At 37.6% G+C, this 19,154-nt stretch carries 15 protein-coding genes; 1 reads left to right on the top strand and 14 read right to left on the bottom strand.

Annotated features, from left to right (window positions below; translation table 11 throughout):
* Window positions 1-93 precede the first annotated feature (93 nt).
* The 4 genes from HS1_RS00165 to uvrB all read right to left on the bottom strand — a co-directional run bounded on the left by HS1_RS00165 (window position 94) and on the right by uvrB (window position 8,380).
* The gene (locus tag HS1_RS00165) at window positions 94-2,751 is read right to left on the bottom strand and encodes a CBS domain-containing protein (protein ID WP_082757511.1); all 2,658 of its coding nucleotides are present in this window, start codon (window positions 2,749-2,751) and stop codon (window positions 94-96) included.
* Window positions 2,723-3,613 (bottom strand): site-specific tyrosine recombinase XerD, encoded by an 891-nt coding sequence (xerD, locus tag HS1_RS00160; RefSeq protein WP_066060102.1) that lies wholly within the window; start codon window positions 3,611-3,613, stop codon window positions 2,723-2,725. The genes HS1_RS00165 and xerD overlap by 29 nt, the downstream gene beginning before the upstream one ends.
* A 69-nt stretch (window positions 3,614-3,682) precedes the next feature.
* Window positions 3,683-6,334 (bottom strand): ATP-dependent chaperone ClpB, encoded by a 2,652-nt coding sequence (gene clpB, locus HS1_RS00155; protein WP_066060100.1) that lies wholly within the window; start codon window positions 6,332-6,334, stop codon window positions 3,683-3,685.
* Window positions 6,335-6,394: 60 nt separating this feature from the next.
* Window positions 6,395-8,380 carry an excinuclease ABC subunit UvrB gene (gene uvrB / locus HS1_RS00150; protein WP_066060097.1) on the bottom strand — a complete coding sequence of 662 codons (1,986 nt, stop codon included), beginning with the start codon at window positions 8,378-8,380 and terminating at the stop codon, window positions 6,395-6,397.
* A 140-nt stretch (window positions 8,381-8,520) separates the two neighbouring features.
* On the opposite strand from uvrB, the gene HS1_RS00145 reads away from it, so the two are divergent.
* Window positions 8,521-9,405 carry a hypothetical protein gene (locus HS1_RS00145; protein ID WP_066060095.1) on the top strand — a complete coding sequence of 295 codons (885 nt, stop codon included), beginning with the start codon at window positions 8,521-8,523 and terminating at the stop codon, window positions 9,403-9,405.
* A gap of 225 nt (window positions 9,406-9,630) precedes the next feature.
* Here HS1_RS00145 and HS1_RS00140 read toward each other — a convergent pair whose 3' ends face one another.
* The 10 genes from HS1_RS00140 to HS1_RS00095 form a co-directional block, all read right to left on the bottom strand.
* A complete protein-coding gene (locus HS1_RS00140; protein WP_066060091.1) occupies window positions 9,631-11,418 on the bottom strand; it encodes an FAD-dependent oxidoreductase in 1,788 nt (595 codons plus the stop codon).
* A gap of 238 nt (window positions 11,419-11,656) precedes the next feature.
* The gene (locus HS1_RS00135; protein WP_066060089.1) at window positions 11,657-12,100 is read right to left on the bottom strand and encodes a pilus assembly PilX family protein; all 444 of its coding nucleotides are present in this window, start codon (window positions 12,098-12,100) and stop codon (window positions 11,657-11,659) included.
* Complete coding sequence (locus HS1_RS00130; RefSeq protein ID WP_066060087.1) at window positions 12,097-13,248, bottom strand: PilW family protein; 1,152 nt, start codon at window positions 13,246-13,248, stop codon at window positions 12,097-12,099. The genes HS1_RS00135 and HS1_RS00130 overlap by 4 nt, the downstream gene beginning before the upstream one ends.
* Window positions 13,248-13,835: a type IV pilus modification PilV family protein gene (locus HS1_RS00125; RefSeq protein WP_066060085.1), complete on the bottom strand. Its 588-nt coding sequence runs from the start codon at window positions 13,833-13,835 to the stop codon at window positions 13,248-13,250. Before HS1_RS00125 ends, HS1_RS00130 begins: the two co-directional genes overlap by 1 nt.
* On the bottom strand, window positions 13,835-14,368 hold the full coding sequence (locus HS1_RS00120) for a GspH/FimT family pseudopilin (RefSeq protein WP_156469485.1): 534 nt from the start codon (window positions 14,366-14,368) through the stop codon (window positions 13,835-13,837). Before HS1_RS00120 ends, HS1_RS00125 begins: the two co-directional genes overlap by 1 nt.
* A 44-nt stretch (window positions 14,369-14,412) precedes the next feature.
* Window positions 14,413-15,228, bottom strand: coding sequence for a menaquinone biosynthetic enzyme MqnA/MqnD family protein (locus HS1_RS00115; protein WP_066060081.1), 816 nt, complete (start codon window positions 15,226-15,228; stop codon window positions 14,413-14,415).
* Entirely contained in the window at window positions 15,216-16,397 is a 1,182-nt protein-coding gene (locus HS1_RS00110; protein ID WP_066060079.1) for an amidohydrolase family protein, read from the bottom strand. The genes HS1_RS00115 and HS1_RS00110 overlap by 13 nt, the downstream gene beginning before the upstream one ends.
* Complete coding sequence (mqnC, locus tag HS1_RS00105; RefSeq protein WP_066060078.1) at window positions 16,384-17,433, bottom strand: cyclic dehypoxanthinyl futalosine synthase; 1,050 nt, start codon at window positions 17,431-17,433, stop codon at window positions 16,384-16,386. The genes HS1_RS00110 and mqnC overlap by 14 nt, the downstream gene beginning before the upstream one ends.
* A gap of 2 nt (window positions 17,434-17,435) precedes the next feature.
* A complete protein-coding gene (gene mqnE, locus HS1_RS00100; RefSeq protein WP_066060076.1) occupies window positions 17,436-18,506 on the bottom strand; it encodes an aminofutalosine synthase MqnE in 1,071 nt (356 codons plus the stop codon).
* Window positions 18,496-19,143: a TetR/AcrR family transcriptional regulator gene (locus HS1_RS00095; RefSeq protein ID WP_066060074.1), complete on the bottom strand. Its 648-nt coding sequence runs from the start codon at window positions 19,141-19,143 to the stop codon at window positions 18,496-18,498. Before HS1_RS00095 ends, mqnE begins: the two co-directional genes overlap by 11 nt.
* Window positions 19,144-19,154 lie beyond the last annotated feature (11 nt).

Here is a 19,154-nt window from a genome sequence, read left to right as displayed (position 1 = left end):
TCTTAAAGTTGAAAGAAATGCAAGGGGAAATTATTCAGAAAATTTTTTGAGATAAAGCTGATTTAGATTATAGGAAATGGCGAAAGTCGGGCCCTAATGGAAATTTTTTCCTTTTAGAATTTTTTTAACAAGTTTCTTTTCATCTTCCTCTGTCTTTACCTTCCCATCCAAACGAGCCTTAAGTAGTTCTTCAAGAATAGTTCTAAAAATGGGACCTGGTTTTAATCCCATAGCCTTTAAATCATCTCCGGTCAAAATGGGTTTAATATCTCGCCATTGAGTGAAGTAAAGGGAAAGCCACTTTTTTTTGGCAGGAGATAACTTGGCCATTAGATAAAGCACAAATTCCAAGGGAATTTCTTTTATGGTAAGATAGACCAAACTAGGTTTTATTTCCCTTTTTTTCTGCCAGAGGCCATAAATATTAAATATTTCCCTTCTTTTTTTAAAAAATAGTTCCTTTTTGCTCTTTGGAAATTCTAATACAGTAAGAAAACTATTTACTTCTTCTTCCTTTAAAGGGTCTAACAATCCCAACAGGTATACTTCTTCTTTAACATATTTTTCTTCTAAAAAAAGGAGTTCGAACCAAGAAAGGACAGCTTCTATTTCCTTAAACAATTTTTTTAGGCTTTTATCCCATTTTAGGGCAGGATGGAGTGATTTGAGCACAGATAATTCATTCAGCCTTTCAATAATAGCGGCCGGGTTTGTTTCCCCAAAAATACACTTGAGCTCATGCCAAATGCGAGAACCGGTAGTCTGGAAAAGTAAATTTAATTTCAGTGCCTGACGGATCAAATCTAAAGTCTGCTTACTGATCCTAAATCCAAACCTTTGTTCAAAACGCACTGCCCGTAAAATGCGGGTAGGGTCTTCTACAAAACTCAAATTATATAAGACCCGAATCATTCTCTCTTTTAGATCCCGTTGCGCCCCAAAAAAATCCAATAAAAGACCAAATTGTTTGGGATTAAGTTTTATCGCTAAGGCATTAATAGTAAAATCACGGCGGTATAGGTCTAATTTTAAAGAACTCATTTCTACTTTGGGTAAGGCTCCAGGAAATTCATAATACTCTGTGCGAGCAGTGGCTATATCTAAACGAAATCCGTCAGGGAGAATGACTACAGCCGTTCCAAATTTTTGGTAAGTATGGATATGGGCATTAATTTCTTTTTGTAATTTCTTAGCTAAGGTAATCCCATCGCCTTCTACTACTAAATCAATGTCTAAATTTTCCTGTCTAAGGAGAAGGTCTCTCACAAAACCCCCTACAGCATACACATTATAACCCAAGTTCTCCGCAATCATCCCAATTTTTTTTAATAGAGAAATAATATGCTTAGGTAACTTTTCATTAAGAAGAGAAGTAACAAATTTTCGACGGGGTTGTCTTTCTAGATCAAGACCTCCTAAAAATGCAGAAGGATTGGTAAGTAAGTAATTTAAGAAGTCTTTTCTCGTAATAACACCCACTAGTTTTCTATTTTCCACAACAGGAACAATTCTTTGTTTATGTTGAAGAAGGGCTTCTTTAATTTCACTCAATGAAGCCTCAGGAGACAGGATAGGAAATTCGGTGGTCATAAAGCGCTTAACTGGTTGTTGAGAAAGTTGGTGATAAAGGGCTTTATCTACCACAGGACGGGTGATAATTCCTACTACTTCTCCATTTTTAATCACTGGTAGGGCATTAAAATCATAGTGGACTAAAATGGCCTCTGCTTCTTCAATGGTAGTTTCTGGACTAATTCCTTTTACTGGATGGGACATTAAATCTCTAGCTACTTTAGGTTGTTTTATCTTTTTATCAAGTAACTTAAGAAGTTTGTCCTCTACCTGCATAGGAGTTAATCCCTTTACCGCAGCGGAGGCAGCTGCATGATGCCCCCCTCCATTAAAGACCTCCAAAATTTCAGCTACATTCACTTCTGGCAACTTACTCCGGGCAATGATAAAAATGCGCCCTTCCATCCTAGCCAGGACAAATAGGACAGGAGGATTCTCAATTTCTATAAAATGATGTACTAAGACAGCAAAATCGTCTATATAGTGATTAGTGGAAACTTTAGTAATTACTACTGGGATGCCGCGAATAAAATGGGTTTGGGCTTCGTGAAACAGGTCATTTAAAAGAGAAACATCCTCCGCTGTAAGCTCACGCTTAAACAATTCTGAAATTACATTAAGATTTGCTCCGCATTCTAAAAGATAGGCCCCTGCTTCCAGGTCTTCTTTAGTAGTAGAGCGGAAGGTAAAGGCACCTGTATCTTCATAAAGCCCTAAGGCCATCAAAGTGGCTTCTTCAGGGGCAATTTTTATACCCTTTTCCCTTAAGAGCTTTAATAGGATGGTTACTGTTGATCCTACAGGCTTAATTATACTGAAATGACAAGGAGTTTCTGGGTCAGGTGGAAGATGGTGGTCATAAATATGCACCTCTACTTCAGGATTTTTTACTACTTCTGCTAATGCCCCAATGCGGCTTAATTGGCTGTTATCTACTAAAACAACTCTTTTTATAGTTTTTAAATCAATTTCTTTTAGTTTGACTAATTTAAAATATTCTATGGCCATATTTAAGACAAATTCCCTTACCCTTCTTTCTTGACTTCCAGGAGCAATAATGATGGCCTCTGGATAAAGTTTTTTTGCTGCCACCATAGATGCTAAGGCATCAAAATCAGCATTTTCATGAGTAGCAATAACAGTGATACTTCTATTTGGCACGCGGATGGTAGCGGACATAGAACTCCTTTAGTCTTTTCTCTGTAACATGGGTATAAATTTGGGTAGTAGTAATAGAAGAATGTCCTAACATCGTCTGGACAGAGCGAAGGTCTGCTCCTCTTTCCAAAATATGAGTGGCAAAGGAGTGCCTTAAAGTGTGAGGACTAATGTGTTTATTAATACCCGACTTAAGCACATATCTTTTGATAATTTCCCAAAAACCTTGTCTAGTAAGAGGTCGTCCTCGATAACCAATAAATAAATAGGGACTTGGTTTTTTTAACAAGTTAGAACGACCATGTTTTAAATACTGAGTGAGAACTTGTTGGGCCTTACGTCCCATAGGTATTAATCTTTCCTTGGCTCCTTTGCCCATAACGGAGACATACCCTACTTCTAAATTAATTTGATTTAACTTTAAAAGCACCAATTCTGAAACACGCAAGCCAGTGGCATAGAGCAATTCTAACATAGCTTTATCTCTTAATCCTTTAGGCTGACTTATATCTGGCTGTTCTAAAAGCCTTTCTACCTCTTCTAAGCTCAACACCTGAGGAAGTTTTTTGGCAAAACGAGGTGTCTCTATCAAAACCGCCGGGCTACTTTCTAGGCGTTGAGTAAGCACCAAAAACCGAAAAAAGGTTTTTATAGTAGCTAATATCCTTGCGCGGCTTCTCGGAGACAATCTTTTTAGGGTCAACCAATACATAAATCCCTCAATTTCTTCTGTTTGCACCTCTGTGAAGTCTTTAATCCCTTTCTGGTAAAGATAGTCTTGAAATTTATTTAAATCAGAGGCATAAGCAGCTATGGTGTGTTGAGAAAGGCCCCGCTCTAAAGTTAAAAACTGATAAAACTCATCAACAATTTCATCTTGCATAAGTAATTATTACCATAAAAAAAACCGCTAGAAAATAGAATGAATAAAAATCGGGAATAATCTTTTTATCTAAAAGGCTTGCGCTACTTCTGCCAGCTCTTTTTCTGTTTCAGCAGGTAATATTTCAAAATGTAACTCTCCTTCTTTTGCCGTTATCCTCACCCTGCTTTCATCTGGAATTTCACCTGCGACCATCTTTTTGGCCAAGGCTGTTTCTAACCTCCTTTCAATATACCTTTTTAAAGGACGGGCACCATATACCGGATCATAAGCCTCCCTAGCAATAAATTCCTTTGCCTCTTCTGTTAATTCAATTTTTATTCCCCTATCCTTTAATCTTTCTTGGATGTAGCCTATTTGTAAATCTACTATTTTCTTTATCTCTTCTAAAGTCAATGGCTTAAATAACACAATTTCATTAATCCTATTTAAAAATTCAGGTCTAAAACTCTGACGCAACTCTCGCATCACGGCATTCTTTGCCTCGGGCCTGATTTCTCCTGTTTCAGTAATACCTTCTAAAAGATAATGACTGCCTAAATTAGAAGTCATAATAATAACAGTGTTTTTAAAGTCCACGGTGCGGCCATGAGAATCGGTTAAGCGTCCGTCGTCTAAGATCTGAAGCAAAATGTTAAATACATCAGGATTGGCCTTTTCTATTTCATCTAATAAAATAACACAATATGGTTTTCTTCTTACTGCCTCTGTCAACTGTCCACCTTCTTCATATCCCACATAGCCAGGGGGTGCACCAATCAAGCGGGAAACAGTATGTTTTTCCATATATTCAGACATATCCAATCTGACCATATTTTGTTCAGTATCAAATAAGGCCTCAGCCAGGGTTTTAGCCAATTCGGTCTTTCCTACTCCAGTAGGGCCTAAGAAGATAAAAGAACCAATGGGTTGATTGGGGTCTTTTAGCCCTGCCCTACTTCTTAAAATGGCATTTACTACTGCTTGAACAGCCTCGTCTTGACCTACTACCCGGCGATGTAAAATTTCATCCAATTTAAGCAACTTTTCCCTTTCTCCTTCCATCAATCTCCCTACGGGAATACCTGTCCAGCGAGAAACAATCTCAGCAATTTCCCTTTCTGTCACTTCTTCACGTAGAAGTCTACCTGTGCTCTGTTTATCTGCTAAATTCTTTTCAGCCTCTTTCAATTTCTTCTCCAAGGCTGCCAATTTTCCATATTTCAATTCTGCCGCCTTATTTAAATCATATGCCCGTTCTGCCCTTTCTATTTCTAACTTTACTTGGTCAATTTCTTCTCTTATTTTTTGTAAACGAGAAATTACTTCTTTCTCGGCCTCCCACTGGGCCTTTAAGGCATCAGCCTTGTTTCTTAAATCCGCCAATTCCTTTTCAATATTTTTTAAGCGTTCTTGAGAAGCCTTATCTTTTTCTTTTTTTAAGGCCTGCTGCTCAATCTCCAGTTGCATAATTTGTCTAGTGACCTCATCCAACTCTGCCGGCATAGAATCAATTTCTGTCCTGATCATAGCCGCTGCTTCATCCACCAAATCAATGGCCTTATCTGGTAAAAAGCGATCGCTAATATAACGATTAGATAAGACAGCCGCTGCTACTAAGGCACTATCATGAATCCTCACTCCATGATGCACTTCAAATTTCTCCTTAAGCCCCCGTAATATAGAAATGGTATCTTCTACACTAGGCTCTGATACCAATACTGGTTGAAATCTTCTTTCTAAAGCAGGGTCTTTTTCAATATATTTTCTATATTCATCTAAGGTAGTGGCCCCAATACAATGTAATTCTCCTCTAGCTAACATGGGTTTAAGCATATTGCCTGCATCGATGGCACCTTCGGCCTTGCCTGCCCCAACAATAGTATGTATTTCATCAATAAACAAAATAATCCGTCCTTCACTAGCTTGGATTTCTTTCAATACTGCCTTTAACCTCTCTTCAAACTCACCCCTATATTTAGCCCCAGCTAAAAGGGCACCTATATCTAATTGATAAATCGTTTTATCTTTCAAACCTTCTGGGACATCGCCTCGCACAATTCTTTGAGCTAATCCTTCCACAATAGCAGTTTTACCCACACCTGCCTCACCGATTAATACTGGATTATTTTTAGTTCTTCTACACAAGATTCTAATAACACGTCTAATTTCAGAGTCCCGACCAATTACTGGGTCCAATTTTCCCCTTTTAGCCTCTTTAACCAAATCACGCCCATATTTTTCTAAGGCTTCGTAAGTCTCTTCAGGTGTAGGACTAGTAATCCTTTGACTGCCTCGGATTTCATTCAATACTTCTAAAAAACGTTCTCTGGTGATATTAAAGGTTTGAAAAATACGCCCTACATCCGTGCTAGGTCCCTCTTCAATAAAGGCCAAAATGATATGCTCTACACTGGTATATTCATCTTTTAAATGTTTGGCCTCTTCCTGGGCTCTACTAAGAATTTTAAAAAGCCTTTGCGAAAGATAAACCTTTCCTAATTCTCCACCTATAGCTTTGACTCTCGGCCTTTTATCTAAAAGGCCTTCTACTTGCTCTTTAAAGCTATCTATTGGGACATTCATTTTTTGCAACAGTCTGGGAAAAAGCCCCCCTTCTTGTTTCAAAAAGGCCAAAAGGAGGTGCTCATTATCTACTTCCTGATGGCCATAACTCACAGCAATATTTTGGGCCTCAGCTAAAGCCTCTTGTGTTTTTTGCGTAAACCGAGAAATATCCATCTAAATCTCCTTTTATTTTTTGATTTAAAAATAAACACTTTTTAGGGATAGGGCAAGTTTCTACAATTTGAGCACCAATCCTTCCAGCATTTTTATCCTATCCCGTAATTCTGCTGCCTTTTCAAACTCCAAGACCTGGGCTGCTTTCTTCATTTCTTTCTTTAATTGGACGATTTTCTTTTCTAATTCTTCTCTATTTCTAAATTCCACTTCTGGCTCTTTTACTACACCCACTTCATAATAATCGGCTTCGTAAATAGAACTCAGGATATTATCTATACTTTTTTGAATGGTGGTGGGTGTGATATGGTGGGCTTGGTTATAAGCTTGCTGAATTCTTCGTCTTCTTTCTGTTTCTCTTATTGCTTTTTTCATAGAATCAGTCACTTCATTGGCATAAAAAATAACCTCCCCATGGACATTTCGGGCAGTCCGCCCACAGGTTTGAATTAGGGAACGTTCAGAGCGGAGAAAACCTTCTTTATCCGCATCCAAGATAGCCACTAGAGACACTTCAGGCAGGTCCAATCCCTCACGAAGGAGATTTATTCCAATAAGCACATCAAATTCACCCCTCCTTAAATCCCTGATGATTTGCACCCTTTCTAAAGTATCAATATCAGAATGCAAATATTTCACTCGTATCCCTAAATTGGCGTAATATTCAGTCAAGTCCTCCGCCATCCGTTTAGTCAAGGTAGTTACCAATACCCTTTCTCCTCTAGTTACTCTTTTTCTGATTTCCCCTAACAAATCATCCACTTGGTGAGTAGCTGAACGCACATAAATTTTAGGGTCCATTAACCCGGTAGGACGAATTATTTGCTCTATTATTCTGCCTTTTGCTTTTTTCTTTTCATAATTGCCTGGAGTAGCTGAAACATATATTACTTGATTAATTCTGCCTTCAAACTCCTCAAAATTTAAAGGGCGATTATCTAAAGCTGATGGCAAACGCCATCCGTATTCTACTAATGTTTGTTTTCTAGAGCGGTCTCCAACATACATACCTCTTATCTGAGGCACAGTAATATGGCTTTCATCAATAAACATCAAGTAATCTCTAGGAAAATAATCCAATAAAGTATAAGGAGGCTCTCCAGGAGCACGACCATCCAAATACCGAGCATAATTTTCAATACCATGGCAATAGCCTAGCTCAGCCATCATCTCTAAGTCAAACAGTGTGCGTTCTTTAATCCTTTGGGCCTCAATCAATCGGTTTTGGCTTAGAAAAAATTTTACCTGCTGTTCCATTTCCTTTTTAATTGAAACAATAATGTCTTCCATATTGCCTGTTTCGCTGAGATAATGCGTAGCTGGATGTAAAATAAGTTCTGTTAAACTTTTTTTAACCTTACAGCGTAAAGGGTCAATAATATATATGCCATCTATTATGTCTCCAAAAAATTCTATACGGACTGCTTCTTCTTCCTCATAAGTTGGAAAAATTTCTATTCTTTCACCGCGGACCCGAAATGTGCCCCGTTTAAAATCAACATCATTACGCTGGTATTGCATATCTATTAATTTGCGAATGATTTTATCTCGGTCTCTTTCCTCTCCTTTGAGCAAGATAAGATGATGGGCATGATAGGCTTTTGGAGAACCTAAACCATAAATACAGGAAACACTAGCTACAATAATAACATCTCTTCTAGTCAAAAGGGCATGTGTTGCCCGATGGCGAAGGCGGTCAATAGTATCATTAATAGTAGCATCTTTAGCAATATAAATGTCTCTTTCAGGAATATAGGCCTCTGGTTGGTAATAATCATAATAGCTAACAAAAAATTCCACTGCATTTTCTGGGAAAAGACGTTTAAACTCCCCATAAAGCTGAGCAGCTAGGGCCTTATTGGGCGCAATTATTAAGGTAGGCTTTTGAATCTGAGCAATAACATTGGCCATAGTAAAAGTCTTACCTGAACCTGTAACGCCAAGAAGCACTTGATATTTTAGTCCTTTTTTTATCCCATTTACTAATTTAGCAATGGCTTGAGGCTGGTCACCTTTTGGTTGATATTCAGAGACTAACTTAAACATATATTATAAATTATCCCAAATTATAAATAAAACCAAGGAGGAGGCACGTATTAATTCAAAATAGACTTTTGTTTGGACTGCGGTTAATTTTGACAATTCTTCTATTATTTGTTAAAGTTTTACAAAAAGGGTAAATTCAAATGATACCTGCTGAAGTCCTTGAAATAATCCAAAAAATGCCTAAGGAATTCAGAGAATACTTTTTCCATTTTACTAAAGTGCTTTACAAAGATATGATTGAAATAGCGAGAAAAAGTGATTTTGAAGCCTTGAAGAAAAATATAACTGAACTTTCAAAAATTGTAAAAGAACTAGCCGCTGCCCAGAGTAAAACAGAAGCAAAACTAGAAGAACTAGCTGTAAAAACAGAAAAAAGATTAGAAGAACTAGCTGTTGCTCAGAGTAAAACAGAAAAAAGACTGGAAGAACTAGCCGTTGCCCAGAGTAAAACAGAAAAAAGAGTGGAGGAACTAGCTGTTGCCCAAAGCAAAACAGAAGCAAGACTAGAAGAACTAGCTATTGCCCAAAGCAAAACAGAAAAAAGACTGGAAGAACTAGCCGCTGCCCAGAATAAAACAGAAGATTCTTTAAATAAGCTTATTAATGAGCATGTTGAAACTAGAAGACGTCTTGAAAGTATGTCAGATGCTGTAGGTTACAATTTGGAAAACCAAGCTTATAAAGCCCTCCCTGCACTTTTGGAAAAAGACTTAAAGATAAAAGTGGAAGGAAAGTTAGTAAGGCGGTATTTTCCGGGAACAAGAAAAGGCCGCTATATCCAGGTAAATATCTATGGATGGGGGGCACAAAATGGAAAGCGGATACTCATCTTGGGTGAGTGTAAGACAAGCCTTTCTAAAAAAGAGGTCGATCGCTTTTTAAAATTAACTAAATACATAGTAAAACTTGAAAATATCTCAGAAGAAGAAACTTTAAAAATTGCAGTTGTGCATGACATTTTACCCCCCGTAGTCTCTTATTTAGAAAGCAAAGGGATTAAACTTTATTGGTCTTATGACCTATAAATCAAGAGTTTTAATTAAGTAATGATAACAAGCCATCCATACTACCGCTTCCGAGGTTGATTATTGAAAAAAGCTATGTTTTTAAAAATTTGCTTTATTTTGCCACATTTGCCTGTTCCCTGCCCGACAGCCGTGTCTGCCGACAGGCAGGCGGGGGCAGACAGGTTTGTGGTTTTCTTTTAAAGTTATTATGCTTTTTTGGATAATAATCTCAATTTTTTAAATTCAGCCTTGAATAATTTGTATTTTATCCCCTAAATACTTATTAATTTCCTCTCTAAACTCTGCCAAACTAAATCCAGGGATGGCACAACCTTCTTTAGGACAGGTGGCTTGGCAAGAACCACACCCCCGACAGAGATAAGTATTTACTTCTATAGTCTTTTTTGTCTCGTTATTTTTTGTATATTCTATAATTTTAATAGCGTTATAAACACAAACATCCACACAATAACCACAGCCATCACACTTTTCTTCTATTACATACATCTTACTCACGTCTTGGCGAAAACCTAAAGTAACACAAGCCCTACAATTATCACAAATATCGCAGTGTAAACACCTTTGTGCCTCTAAAATAACCTGTTTTAAATCAAACCCCTCTTGTTCTAAATCAAAACTATGTAAACGCTGCTCTAAGGCCAAAAAGGATGTCTTTTGGGGGGGGTTAATAAGTATCCTCTCTTTGAGATAAGGTAAGCTCACAGTAAAATATTCTATCTTTTCTCTTTTTAATTCTTTATGTTCTAAAAATCCTTTTATAGAATTGGCAGCTTCCTTTCCAGCCCTTATAGCCTCAGCCGCCCGGCCTATTCTAAAAACATCCCCTGCTACAAAAACACCTTGTTCTGAAGTAGATAGAGTTAAAGGGTCTGCCATTAATCTTCCGTTTTCATCTAATATCTCTTTTAAATATTCCCTATCTGGCAATTGACCTATAGCAAAAACCAAAAAATCTGTGTTTACAGAGATAGTGTCACTTGCATCAAATTGCGGATTGAAAATCTTCCTCCCATCTTTTAAGTCATAGACAGAAGTGCAGAGAGAAAAAGTAAGATGCAGTTGACTATTGTTTTTTTCCACTCTATCCAAACCCCTAGAATAATAAAAGGTTATTCCTTCTTCTTTTCCTGCTTGTTCATCTTCTTCATTAGCTAGAATCCCATCCTTAGAGGTTCTATCCGCTGATTCCAAACAAGCCAGCGCTACCTCGGCTCCTAGCCGTCTTAAAGAGCGAGCTGTATCTATAGCTACGCCACTTCCTCCAATTACTACTGCCTTTTTCCCTTTATATTTATCCTTATTTATGCTCCCTTCACTAATCTGACTAAGTATCTCAACGGCTGTTTCTACCCCTGGATAATCCCTAGCAAAGGGAGGAATAGGACGTGGCAAAGGAGTGCCAGTTGCTATGAGTATAACGTTATAGTTCCTTTTTAAAACATTTATAGGTATATTGGCTTTTAACTGGACTTCAATGGATAAAGGGGTGACAATCTGGTCAATAGCAAAGGCCAACACATCTTTAGGAAGACGAAAGGAAGGAATAAACCGTAAGGCCCCTCCTAATTTAGACTTACTTTCAAGTAAGGTTATTTTATAACCTTCTTTGGCTAAGAAAAAGGCAGCCGTTAAACCAGCCGGACCTCCACCTACAATAGCTACCTTTTCACTTTTTGCTGAAGACATCTCTATGGGTCTATAAGGAGGGAATTTCCCCTCATTAACTGCCTTTTTATACCAATCAAAGAGAAACCTTTCTATAAGCCTCACTTGCACAGGCCCATCGATTTCGTTGCGATTACAATTATTTTCACATATTCCACAGATATAGCCACAAATGCCAAACAGCGGATTAAAATTAAATAATTCATCATATATTTTTAGAAAGACTTCTTCATCGGCTAAACCTGTTTCAACCAACTTACCTAGATAACCCAAAAGGATGTTATGCCTTTGAATAGGCCGCATCAAAGGACAGGCATCCCGACAGGGAGAAATAAGATATTTCATTTTATTCTCCTCCAATAAACTATGTTCTCATTTTAACAGAAACATTAAAAGAAGCAAAAAATATTAGATAAAATGCTAATATGGGCTATAAACGGTAGGTAAATAAAGGCTATTTTCGTTGACAAAGGTTCTGCGATAGATGAATAAATCCCATTTACCCAAAAACCCTACTTCTGACACTGAAATAAGAGTTGAGATTTATAAAACAGGGATAAAATCTAGAGGGATTACTACAGTCTTAATATCCTTTAACATACAAGACATATAAATCTGCCTGGCTATCACCTTTAGTGGCCTGAGCATGGATTAGATAATAAACTCCAATACTGGGAATGGCTGAATATGCTCCAGCTACAGGTGGAAACACAGGGACACCACCGAATCCCGATAATGGTTTCCAGAATACCTCGTTAATCTCATAGAAATCATTAGGGTCTCCAGGGTCTCCAGTTTGGGGATTAAGATTTATAAAATTTTGTGCGCTGACATAACTAGTAGTTTCTAAATCGATAATAGCCTCCTCTATACCCCCCTGAGCCATTTGTAAGGCAATTTGATAATTTTTAGCTGCCCTGCTGGTTTGATACCCTCTTACTATCAAAAGGGTAGTAATGGCTGTAAGTCCTAGACCGATAATCATCACCAACAAAACAGTTAAAAGGGCTACACCTTTATTATTCATTGCAACTCCCTCAAAGGTATGTCTAAAGTAATAAGACGCCAGTGATACTGCCTTTGGGCATTTGTAAGATTGATAATAGCATTGGCAGGAGGGCCGGCATCAGGACGGGCATTTACCACATTACCGTTTGAATTTACTGAAAATAAAGGTATAGAGGCATTTGGTATAGTGTTAAAGGGGTAAAAGTATTTAGGGTCTCTTTTCCCCATTTGTTTAACAATAAAGATGCGGACAATTTTGAGTTGGTCTTTAAGAACAGCAGCAGAAGTGGCAGAAATATCATTTAACCAGGTAACATTACCCGTGGTTGCATCAATCAGACCAAACTGCACCTGAAAGTCCAGGATACAGTCCAGGATAGGGTCCATTGCACCACCATAAACTCGTAATAAAGAGCGAGTATTAGGGGCACATTGAGGTTGAGTGCCTGCACTTAACCTGTAACCAGTAAATCTGTTGGTCAGATAATCATTAAAATTGACCACACCTATCCCTCCCAGACTAAATATCAGACTCCCATAGTCTCTAATGGTGAAATCTGTATTAGGAGCAACATTAAAACCCGTAGCCCCTACACCACTTACGTTATAAACATTACTACCTAAAAGTTGCTTTGTCTCTGCATCCAGAAAAACCACCATGTCTCCATTTTCAAAAGGATGTCGGTAACCAGCACGGCTGAGGGTGAATAAATCTTGCACATTGGGTGAATATGGAGGAAGAATTGGATTAAGAGGGTCAGGTAAGGCACTCACAATTATATTACTACTACCAGAAATGATATAATTTACATTATATCCCCATTTAAAATAATCATTGGCCCCAGAAGAAATCACTGCTCCTTTGATCATTAACTGGTCAGAACCATTTTGTCCTGTATTATTGGGATTAGTACCTCCAGGTAACATCCCACCAATAGGCACAAACTGTCCACCTACTTCTACCGGCACTCCCATCCCGGCCATAGCAATATCCCTGATTAAAATCAAATCAGAAATTAATCCTGTTTGGCTGGTCTTGCTCCTAGCAGTTTCTTGAGAACTTCTTTTAGTAAGACTGGATAAAAATGTTAAGGCACCGGTGATTACCACCACCAAGATGGCCATCACCACTAAAAGCTCTAACAAAGTCATGCCTTTTTTATCCATTATTTCTGCCTCTTTACCGTCCTTAAAGTAATATGATAAGGAATATTTTGAGGGTTATTTAATTCAAACCAATAAACCACCAAAACAATTTCTTTAGCATTTGTCAAATCTCTGATACCCCAGATTTTGTAATAAGTGAGATTACGCACCATTTGTATGGGGGCAATATTATTATAACTGGCAACAGGTATAGCGGTATCTGGATGGTCTACACCTAATCCTGCTTCACCTCCATCCAATCTGTCAGGAAGACCATCATATTGTCCATTTCCATTATCTACTAAATAGACTTGTTGGTTATTATTGAGGTCAGTAATGCCATAAGGTGTAGAAGGAGGACAGGGTGCATTAGGAAAAACATTTATAAAGGTATTATTGGATTGTATGTCTCTTAAAAGCACATGGTTATAAGGAAGATTGGCTAAATAATCAATTGCCCCCTGACCTAACTCCAGGGCTATCTTCTTATGTTCTATATAAGAATTGTGCTTCATCACCACCACCGTGGCGTGAGTGAGCGCCATTAAGATAAAACCCAACATAGCCAGGCTTACCAATAATTCTATTAATGTAAAGCCTTTTTTCATCACTGGATCCTTATTTTAAACATGCTTACGGTAATTCGTTTAGTATTAATATTCTGTGTTGGATTACTATATGGAGTGGTCAGGGTAATGGTGAATAACTGAGTTGGGGTCCCCCTACGAGTATACCAGAGTGTATTAGGAAAGCCAGTAAGAGTAACATTTTTCCCTCTGAGGTCAACTGTCCTGATTTCTTCTCTATTTGGTGGTGCCTGACCAGGGTCATATACTCCATTACCATTTTTATCTTCAAAAATTACATTATAACCATCCGCAGTATTGTGAGCTACTCCATTGTCATCATACCAGGGCCGAAACTGTATACCAAACTGATGACTACCTCCCATAGACTGCTGTCTCACCCATTCCAGATCAGCATATAACTGGTTGGTGGCATTGACCAAATCATAATTGGCTTTTAAGGCTTTCAAACCCACACTGCCTATACCCAACAAAGTAGCAATAATACCTAAAACTACCATCATTTCTGTTAAAGTCATCCCTTTTGATTGAGAAACCAACATTACTCTCATCATTCTTTTTTTACTATATTTATCGTGAAAAAATCGTGAAGATTTTTTCAAGTTTCTATAATACTAAATAAGGGTATAGTTTCTATCTCTTTTGCTTCCTTGAGATAGTGGAAAAACAGCTTTACACTTTTTAAATGCAAAGGGGTCAAATCATAATTAAGATGTTGCCAATACTCTACCAAGGAAAGTTGAGAATAGCATCTAGCCAATCTTTTTAGATGATTGAGACCCCATCTTTTAGATGTTAGCAATGCTTGCCATATATGTTTAACAACCTGTTTGTATTCTTCCCAAACGCTTTTTCTCACTGCAAAAAGACCAAAGACAAAGGGAAGTCCGGTTAAATTATACCAAACTTCACCCAAGTCCAACTGATAGGGATAAATTTTTTCTGCTTGAAGCCTCAGTGCCCTATCACCAATCACCAAACCTGCCACTGCCTCTCCGTTAGGCTGTCCTATTTCACCTATTAGATATTTAGGTTGAATACCAAGATATTTAGAAAAAATCAACTTTAACAGCAAAATAGAGGTAGCAGAATGAGGTGTAAGCATGACTGGTTGTCCATCTAAAGCAGTTATGGGTATACGACTAAAGAGGATGACACTTTTGACTTTTCCATAAGAAGAAATAGAAAGTTCAGGTAAAATTAAGCATTTTCCAGCCATATCAGCATAGGCCACAGAAGAAATAATTCCTAGCTCAAGCTCTCCTTTGTTTAAAAGGGCATTAGTCTCTGTTGGACTGCCAGAGACGATTTTAAATCGGGTTTCACACTTAACCTTACCAGTCTCTAAGGCATGATAAATTGGAACACAATTTAAAAATGGGAACTTGCCTAAGCGAAGTGTTATTCTATCCATGTAATTTCTCCTTTAGCACCAGCCAGAATGACCGCCTCAGCCAGATTTTTCCCCTTCACTGGTAAAACCAAAAATCGAGCCATAGCGCCAGGAAAAAGCACTCCAAAGTTCTGTCCTTGCCCCAAGGCCATACTCCCTCGCCAAGTAGCCATCTCTAATAATTCACTGGGAGAAAAAGGCCCATAATCTAGCAAATAGGCCATTTCTTTGAACAAATTTAAATCGGTATTGCTAGCCAGACTATCTGTCCCCAAACACAGAGAAATGCCCATTTTCTTAAACAGTAACCAAGGGGCAGACTTTAACCCTAGATAAGCATTACTACAGGGACAAAGACATACTTTAACCCCATATTTTTGTAAAATAGAAGCATCTCTCTCATTCACCTCAACACAATGAACACATAGAGTTTTAGGATTAAGCACACCCAGAGATTCTAAATAGGCAATAGGGCGTTTTTTTGGCACCTTAAAATTCTCATCCCATAATTTCTTTTCTATTAATAAATCTTTTAATGCCCCTTTACCTGTCAGCAAAAATTCCACTTCTGCCTGGCTTTCTGCCACATGGATGGAAAAAATCTGATTTCTGTCTTCAGCCAATTGCTTTATTTTAGGGAGAAATTGAGGATGAACACTATAGGGGGCATGAGCACTGGGTATAAATGCTGGATGACTATCTAAAAACATCTTCCAGGTTGGCCATCTAATTTCTGCCGTTTTTTGGTTAAAACCTAAAAATTCTAAAAGATTAACTTCAGATATGTCATCTTTACTATCGGATAAAGTTAAAAAATTTCTAACATTTCCTACCAATCCGGTGCCTGTTTGTTTTAACATTTTATATGCTTTGTGTTCTGCTGTTTTAAAATCTTTTTTATTTAACTTTTGCTTGGCTTCTATCACTGATTTAAGCCAATGGACAAAGTTACCTGCTTTTAATCCTTTTAAGGCTGATAATTCCAGATGGGTGTGGGCATTGACCAGGGCAGGTAAAATTGCCCTTTCACCTAAGTCAACCCATTTCCCCTGAATGCCTTTTTCAGAAATATCTGCATAAGAATCTACCTTGATGATTTTCCCATTGCTCACCACTACTGCCCCATCTTCAATAGGGGGACGGAAGATAGGTAATATCCATTTGGCACGGTAGATATTATATCCATTCATACTGCATATTTCTCCTTTGCGGTCTAAATCCTGCCTGTTCAATCAAATACCGCATTTTTTCTTCCTTTATTCTAAAATGTACCCCAGTAGCAGCTACCACATTTTCCTCCAGCATAAGGCTTCCCATATCGTTAGCCCCAAAAAATAAAGAAATTTGTCCAATTTTTTCCCCTTGGGTCACCCAAGATGCTTGAATATTAGCTACATTATCTAAAACAATCCGAGAAATAGCCAATGTTTTTAAGTATTCTACCGCACCTATAGGCCTTAAATGACCTAAGGCCGTATTTTTAGGTTGAAATGTCCAAGGAATAAAGGCCGTAAATCCCCCTGTTTTGTCCTGCAAGGCCCTGATTTTTAACATGTGTTCAATGCGTTCTTCATAAGTTTCTATGTGTCCAAACATCATAGTAGCTGTGGTTTTTAGGCCTAACTGATGGGCAACCTCCATTACCTTAAGCCAGGTGGCAGTATTGCATTTATGCGGAGATAAACTCTTTCTCACTCTATCTACCAAAATTTCTGCCCCACCACCAGGTATAGAATCTAAACCTGCCTGTTTTAACCTGTTTATGGTTTCTCTTAAAGACAAACCTGATTTTTGGGCAATATGGGCAATCTCAGGAGGGGATAGACCATGGATATGAATGGAATAGTTTCTTTTTATCCATGAAAGCATCTCTTCATAAAACTCTATATCCAAATCAGGATGTAATCCCCCTTGGAGTAAAATCTGTATCCCTCCTAAGGTTAACAACTCTTCAATTTTTTTACCCAATTGTTCTTTAGTTAAAATATATGCTTCTTGATGTCCTTTTGTCCGCCAAAAGGCACAAAATTTACAACCAGAAATGCAAATATTGGAATAATTGATATTCCTATCCACAATATAAGTAACCACTGGCTGGGGATGTAAACCCCATCTAACTCTATCTGCAAGTTTCCCTAAACTAATTAACTCCCAATTAAATAAAGATATAGCTTCTTCTTTATTGAGGCGTTTATGAGAAAGAATTTTTTCTTTAATTTTATCCATTTTTAATTAATTTCTCTAAAAAATGTATCTCTCTCTATTGGTTTATAACCTGTTTCCCTAATCAGGGATTCTAATTCAGCCCTAGTTAATGCTTGTGGAGACTGTGCTTCGGCCATATGGGTAATCTTTTCTTCTATAATAGTGCCATCCAAGTCATCTGCCCCAAAGTTTAGGGCCACCTGGGCCAGTTTGGGAGTAAGCATAACCCAATAGGCCTTGATATGAGGAATGTTGTCTAACATAATTCTAGAAATAGCCATAGTTTTTAATATATCTACACCGCTTGGGCCAGGTAAATGTGAAAGTTTTGTATTTTGAGGATGAAAACAAAGGGGGATAAAACAAATAAATCCCTTTGTTTCATCCTGTAGTTCTCTTAAAGCTATTAAATGTTCAAGCCGTTCTTTTTTTGTCTCAATGTGTCCAAAAAGCATGGTGCAATTGGTAGGAATGCCTGAACGATGAGCAATTTGGGCAATATTTAACCATTTTTCTCCTGAGATTTTCCTGGGACATATCTTTTGACGCACCCTTTGGGCAAAGATTTCAGCCCCTCCACCTGGTAAGACTTGCACTCCGGCTTCTTTTAAAATACGCAACACTTGCTCTGTATTTTTTCCTGAAATTTCTGTAAAATGAGCAATCTCAGTAATAGTATAAGCCTTGATTATCGCCTCTGGCCGTAAAGAATGCACTAACTTAATTAACTCTACATAATAATCAAATGGCAAGTCAGGCTGAACACTACCCACAATATGAATTTCTTTTATAGGCTCATCAAGCCTAGCCTTTATCTTTTGCTCAATTTCTTCTAAGGTTAAAGTAAATCCCTGGGGGTCTCCTTTGGGTTTACCAAAGGCACAAAATTTACATAAATTTTTACAGATATTACTGTAATTTATATGTTGATTATAGACATAATACACCTTTTTACCATGTAACCGCTCTTTTACTTTCTTGGCCAGCTCTCCTATAGTCAATAAAGGTGCATCATATAACCTCAATCCTTCTTCTAAACTTAACCGCTCTCCTTTTTCTATTTTTTTAGCAATTTCCTCAATCTCACTTTCCATTACTCAATCCCCTTTTTAAAATATCTATCCAGATAGAAATCTTCTTTTCTAAACTCTCTGTTTTTGCCTCATAAATATCAATAGTATCCAAATAAGACAATGAATATGCCTGTAAAAAACGTTCCATCATAGCATCCAGCATAAAAGCCGTCATTTCTAAATCCAAATCTTGGCGGATTTCTCCTTTTGTCTGTGCCTCCTTTAAAAGGGGTAATAAATAATCTCGGGAATAAAATCTAATGGCCTTAAGTAAGTGCTTTCGTCCCGGAACTTTATCTTCAAACAAAATTTTTAAATAAATCTGATAAATATGGGGATGCTGCTGAATAAACAAGATACCCATTTTTAAAGATGCACTTAATTTTTCAAAAATATTTCCCTTTTGGCTTTTAATAGGTTTTAAAATATCTTTGGCTAGTCGGACACCATGAGAAAAAACGTAAAGAAAAAGGTGTTCTTTATTGTGGAAATACTGATAAATTGAACCCTTTGCAATGCCCAATTTTTCTACCATGCGATTTAAACTAGCCTTAGCATAACCTTTAATGGCAAATTCCTTGGTAGCGATCTCTACTATCTTTTGCCTCTTTTCTTCAGGTAAACTCAAAAAAGTTTTTTGGGGTTTATGTTCTAACATGACCAGATGGT

Source organism: Candidatus Desulfofervidus auxilii (assembly GCF_001577525.1).
Taxonomy (GTDB): domain Bacteria; phylum Desulfobacterota; class Desulfofervidia; order Desulfofervidales; family Desulfofervidaceae; genus Desulfofervidus; species Desulfofervidus auxilii.
This window is presented reverse-complemented; position numbering and strand designations above follow the sequence as displayed.

What these genes read in the sequence shown, in the direction of transcription:
- HS1_RS00120 (WP_156469485.1), bottom strand. Translation starts at nt 14,368, where the DNA reads ATGATGAGAGTAATGTTGGTTTCTCAATCAAAAGGGATGACTTTAACA.
- HS1_RS00140 (WP_066060091.1), bottom strand. Translation starts at nt 11,418, where the DNA reads ATGAAATATCTTATTTCTCCCTGTCGGGATGCCTGTCCTTTGATGCGG.
- HS1_RS00125 (WP_066060085.1), bottom strand. Translation starts at nt 13,835, where the DNA reads ATGAAAAAAGGCTTTACATTAATAGAATTATTGGTAAGCCTGGCTATG.
- mqnE (WP_066060076.1), bottom strand. Translation starts at nt 18,506, where the DNA reads ATGGAAAGTGAGATTGAGGAAATTGCTAAAAAAATAGAAAAAGGAGAG.
- HS1_RS00165 (WP_082757511.1), bottom strand. Translation starts at nt 2,751, where the DNA reads ATGTCCGCTACCATCCGCGTGCCAAATAGAAGTATCACTGTTATTGCT.
- HS1_RS00130 (WP_066060087.1), bottom strand. Translation starts at nt 13,248, where the DNA reads ATGGATAAAAAAGGCATGACTTTGTTAGAGCTTTTAGTGGTGATGGCC.
- clpB (WP_066060100.1), bottom strand. Translation starts at nt 6,334, where the DNA reads ATGGATATTTCTCGGTTTACGCAAAAAACACAAGAGGCTTTAGCTGAG.
- uvrB (WP_066060097.1), bottom strand. Translation starts at nt 8,380, where the DNA reads ATGTTTAAGTTAGTCTCTGAATATCAACCAAAAGGTGACCAGCCTCAA.
- HS1_RS00115 (WP_066060081.1), bottom strand. Translation starts at nt 15,228, where the DNA reads ATGGATAGAATAACACTTCGCTTAGGCAAGTTCCCATTTTTAAATTGT.
- HS1_RS00145 (WP_066060095.1), top strand. Translation starts at nt 8,521, where the DNA reads ATGATACCTGCTGAAGTCCTTGAAATAATCCAAAAAATGCCTAAGGAA.
- HS1_RS00110 (WP_066060079.1), bottom strand. Translation starts at nt 16,397, where the DNA reads ATGAATGGATATAATATCTACCGTGCCAAATGGATATTACCTATCTTC.
- xerD (WP_066060102.1), bottom strand. Translation starts at nt 3,613, where the DNA reads ATGCAAGATGAAATTGTTGATGAGTTTTATCAGTTTTTAACTTTAGAG.
- mqnC (WP_066060078.1), bottom strand. Translation starts at nt 17,433, where the DNA reads ATGGATAAAATTAAAGAAAAAATTCTTTCTCATAAACGCCTCAATAAA.
- HS1_RS00135 (WP_066060089.1), bottom strand. Translation starts at nt 12,100, where the DNA reads ATGAATAATAAAGGTGTAGCCCTTTTAACTGTTTTGTTGGTGATGATT.
- HS1_RS00095 (WP_066060074.1), bottom strand. Translation starts at nt 19,143, where the DNA reads ATGTTAGAACATAAACCCCAAAAAACTTTTTTGAGTTTACCTGAAGAA.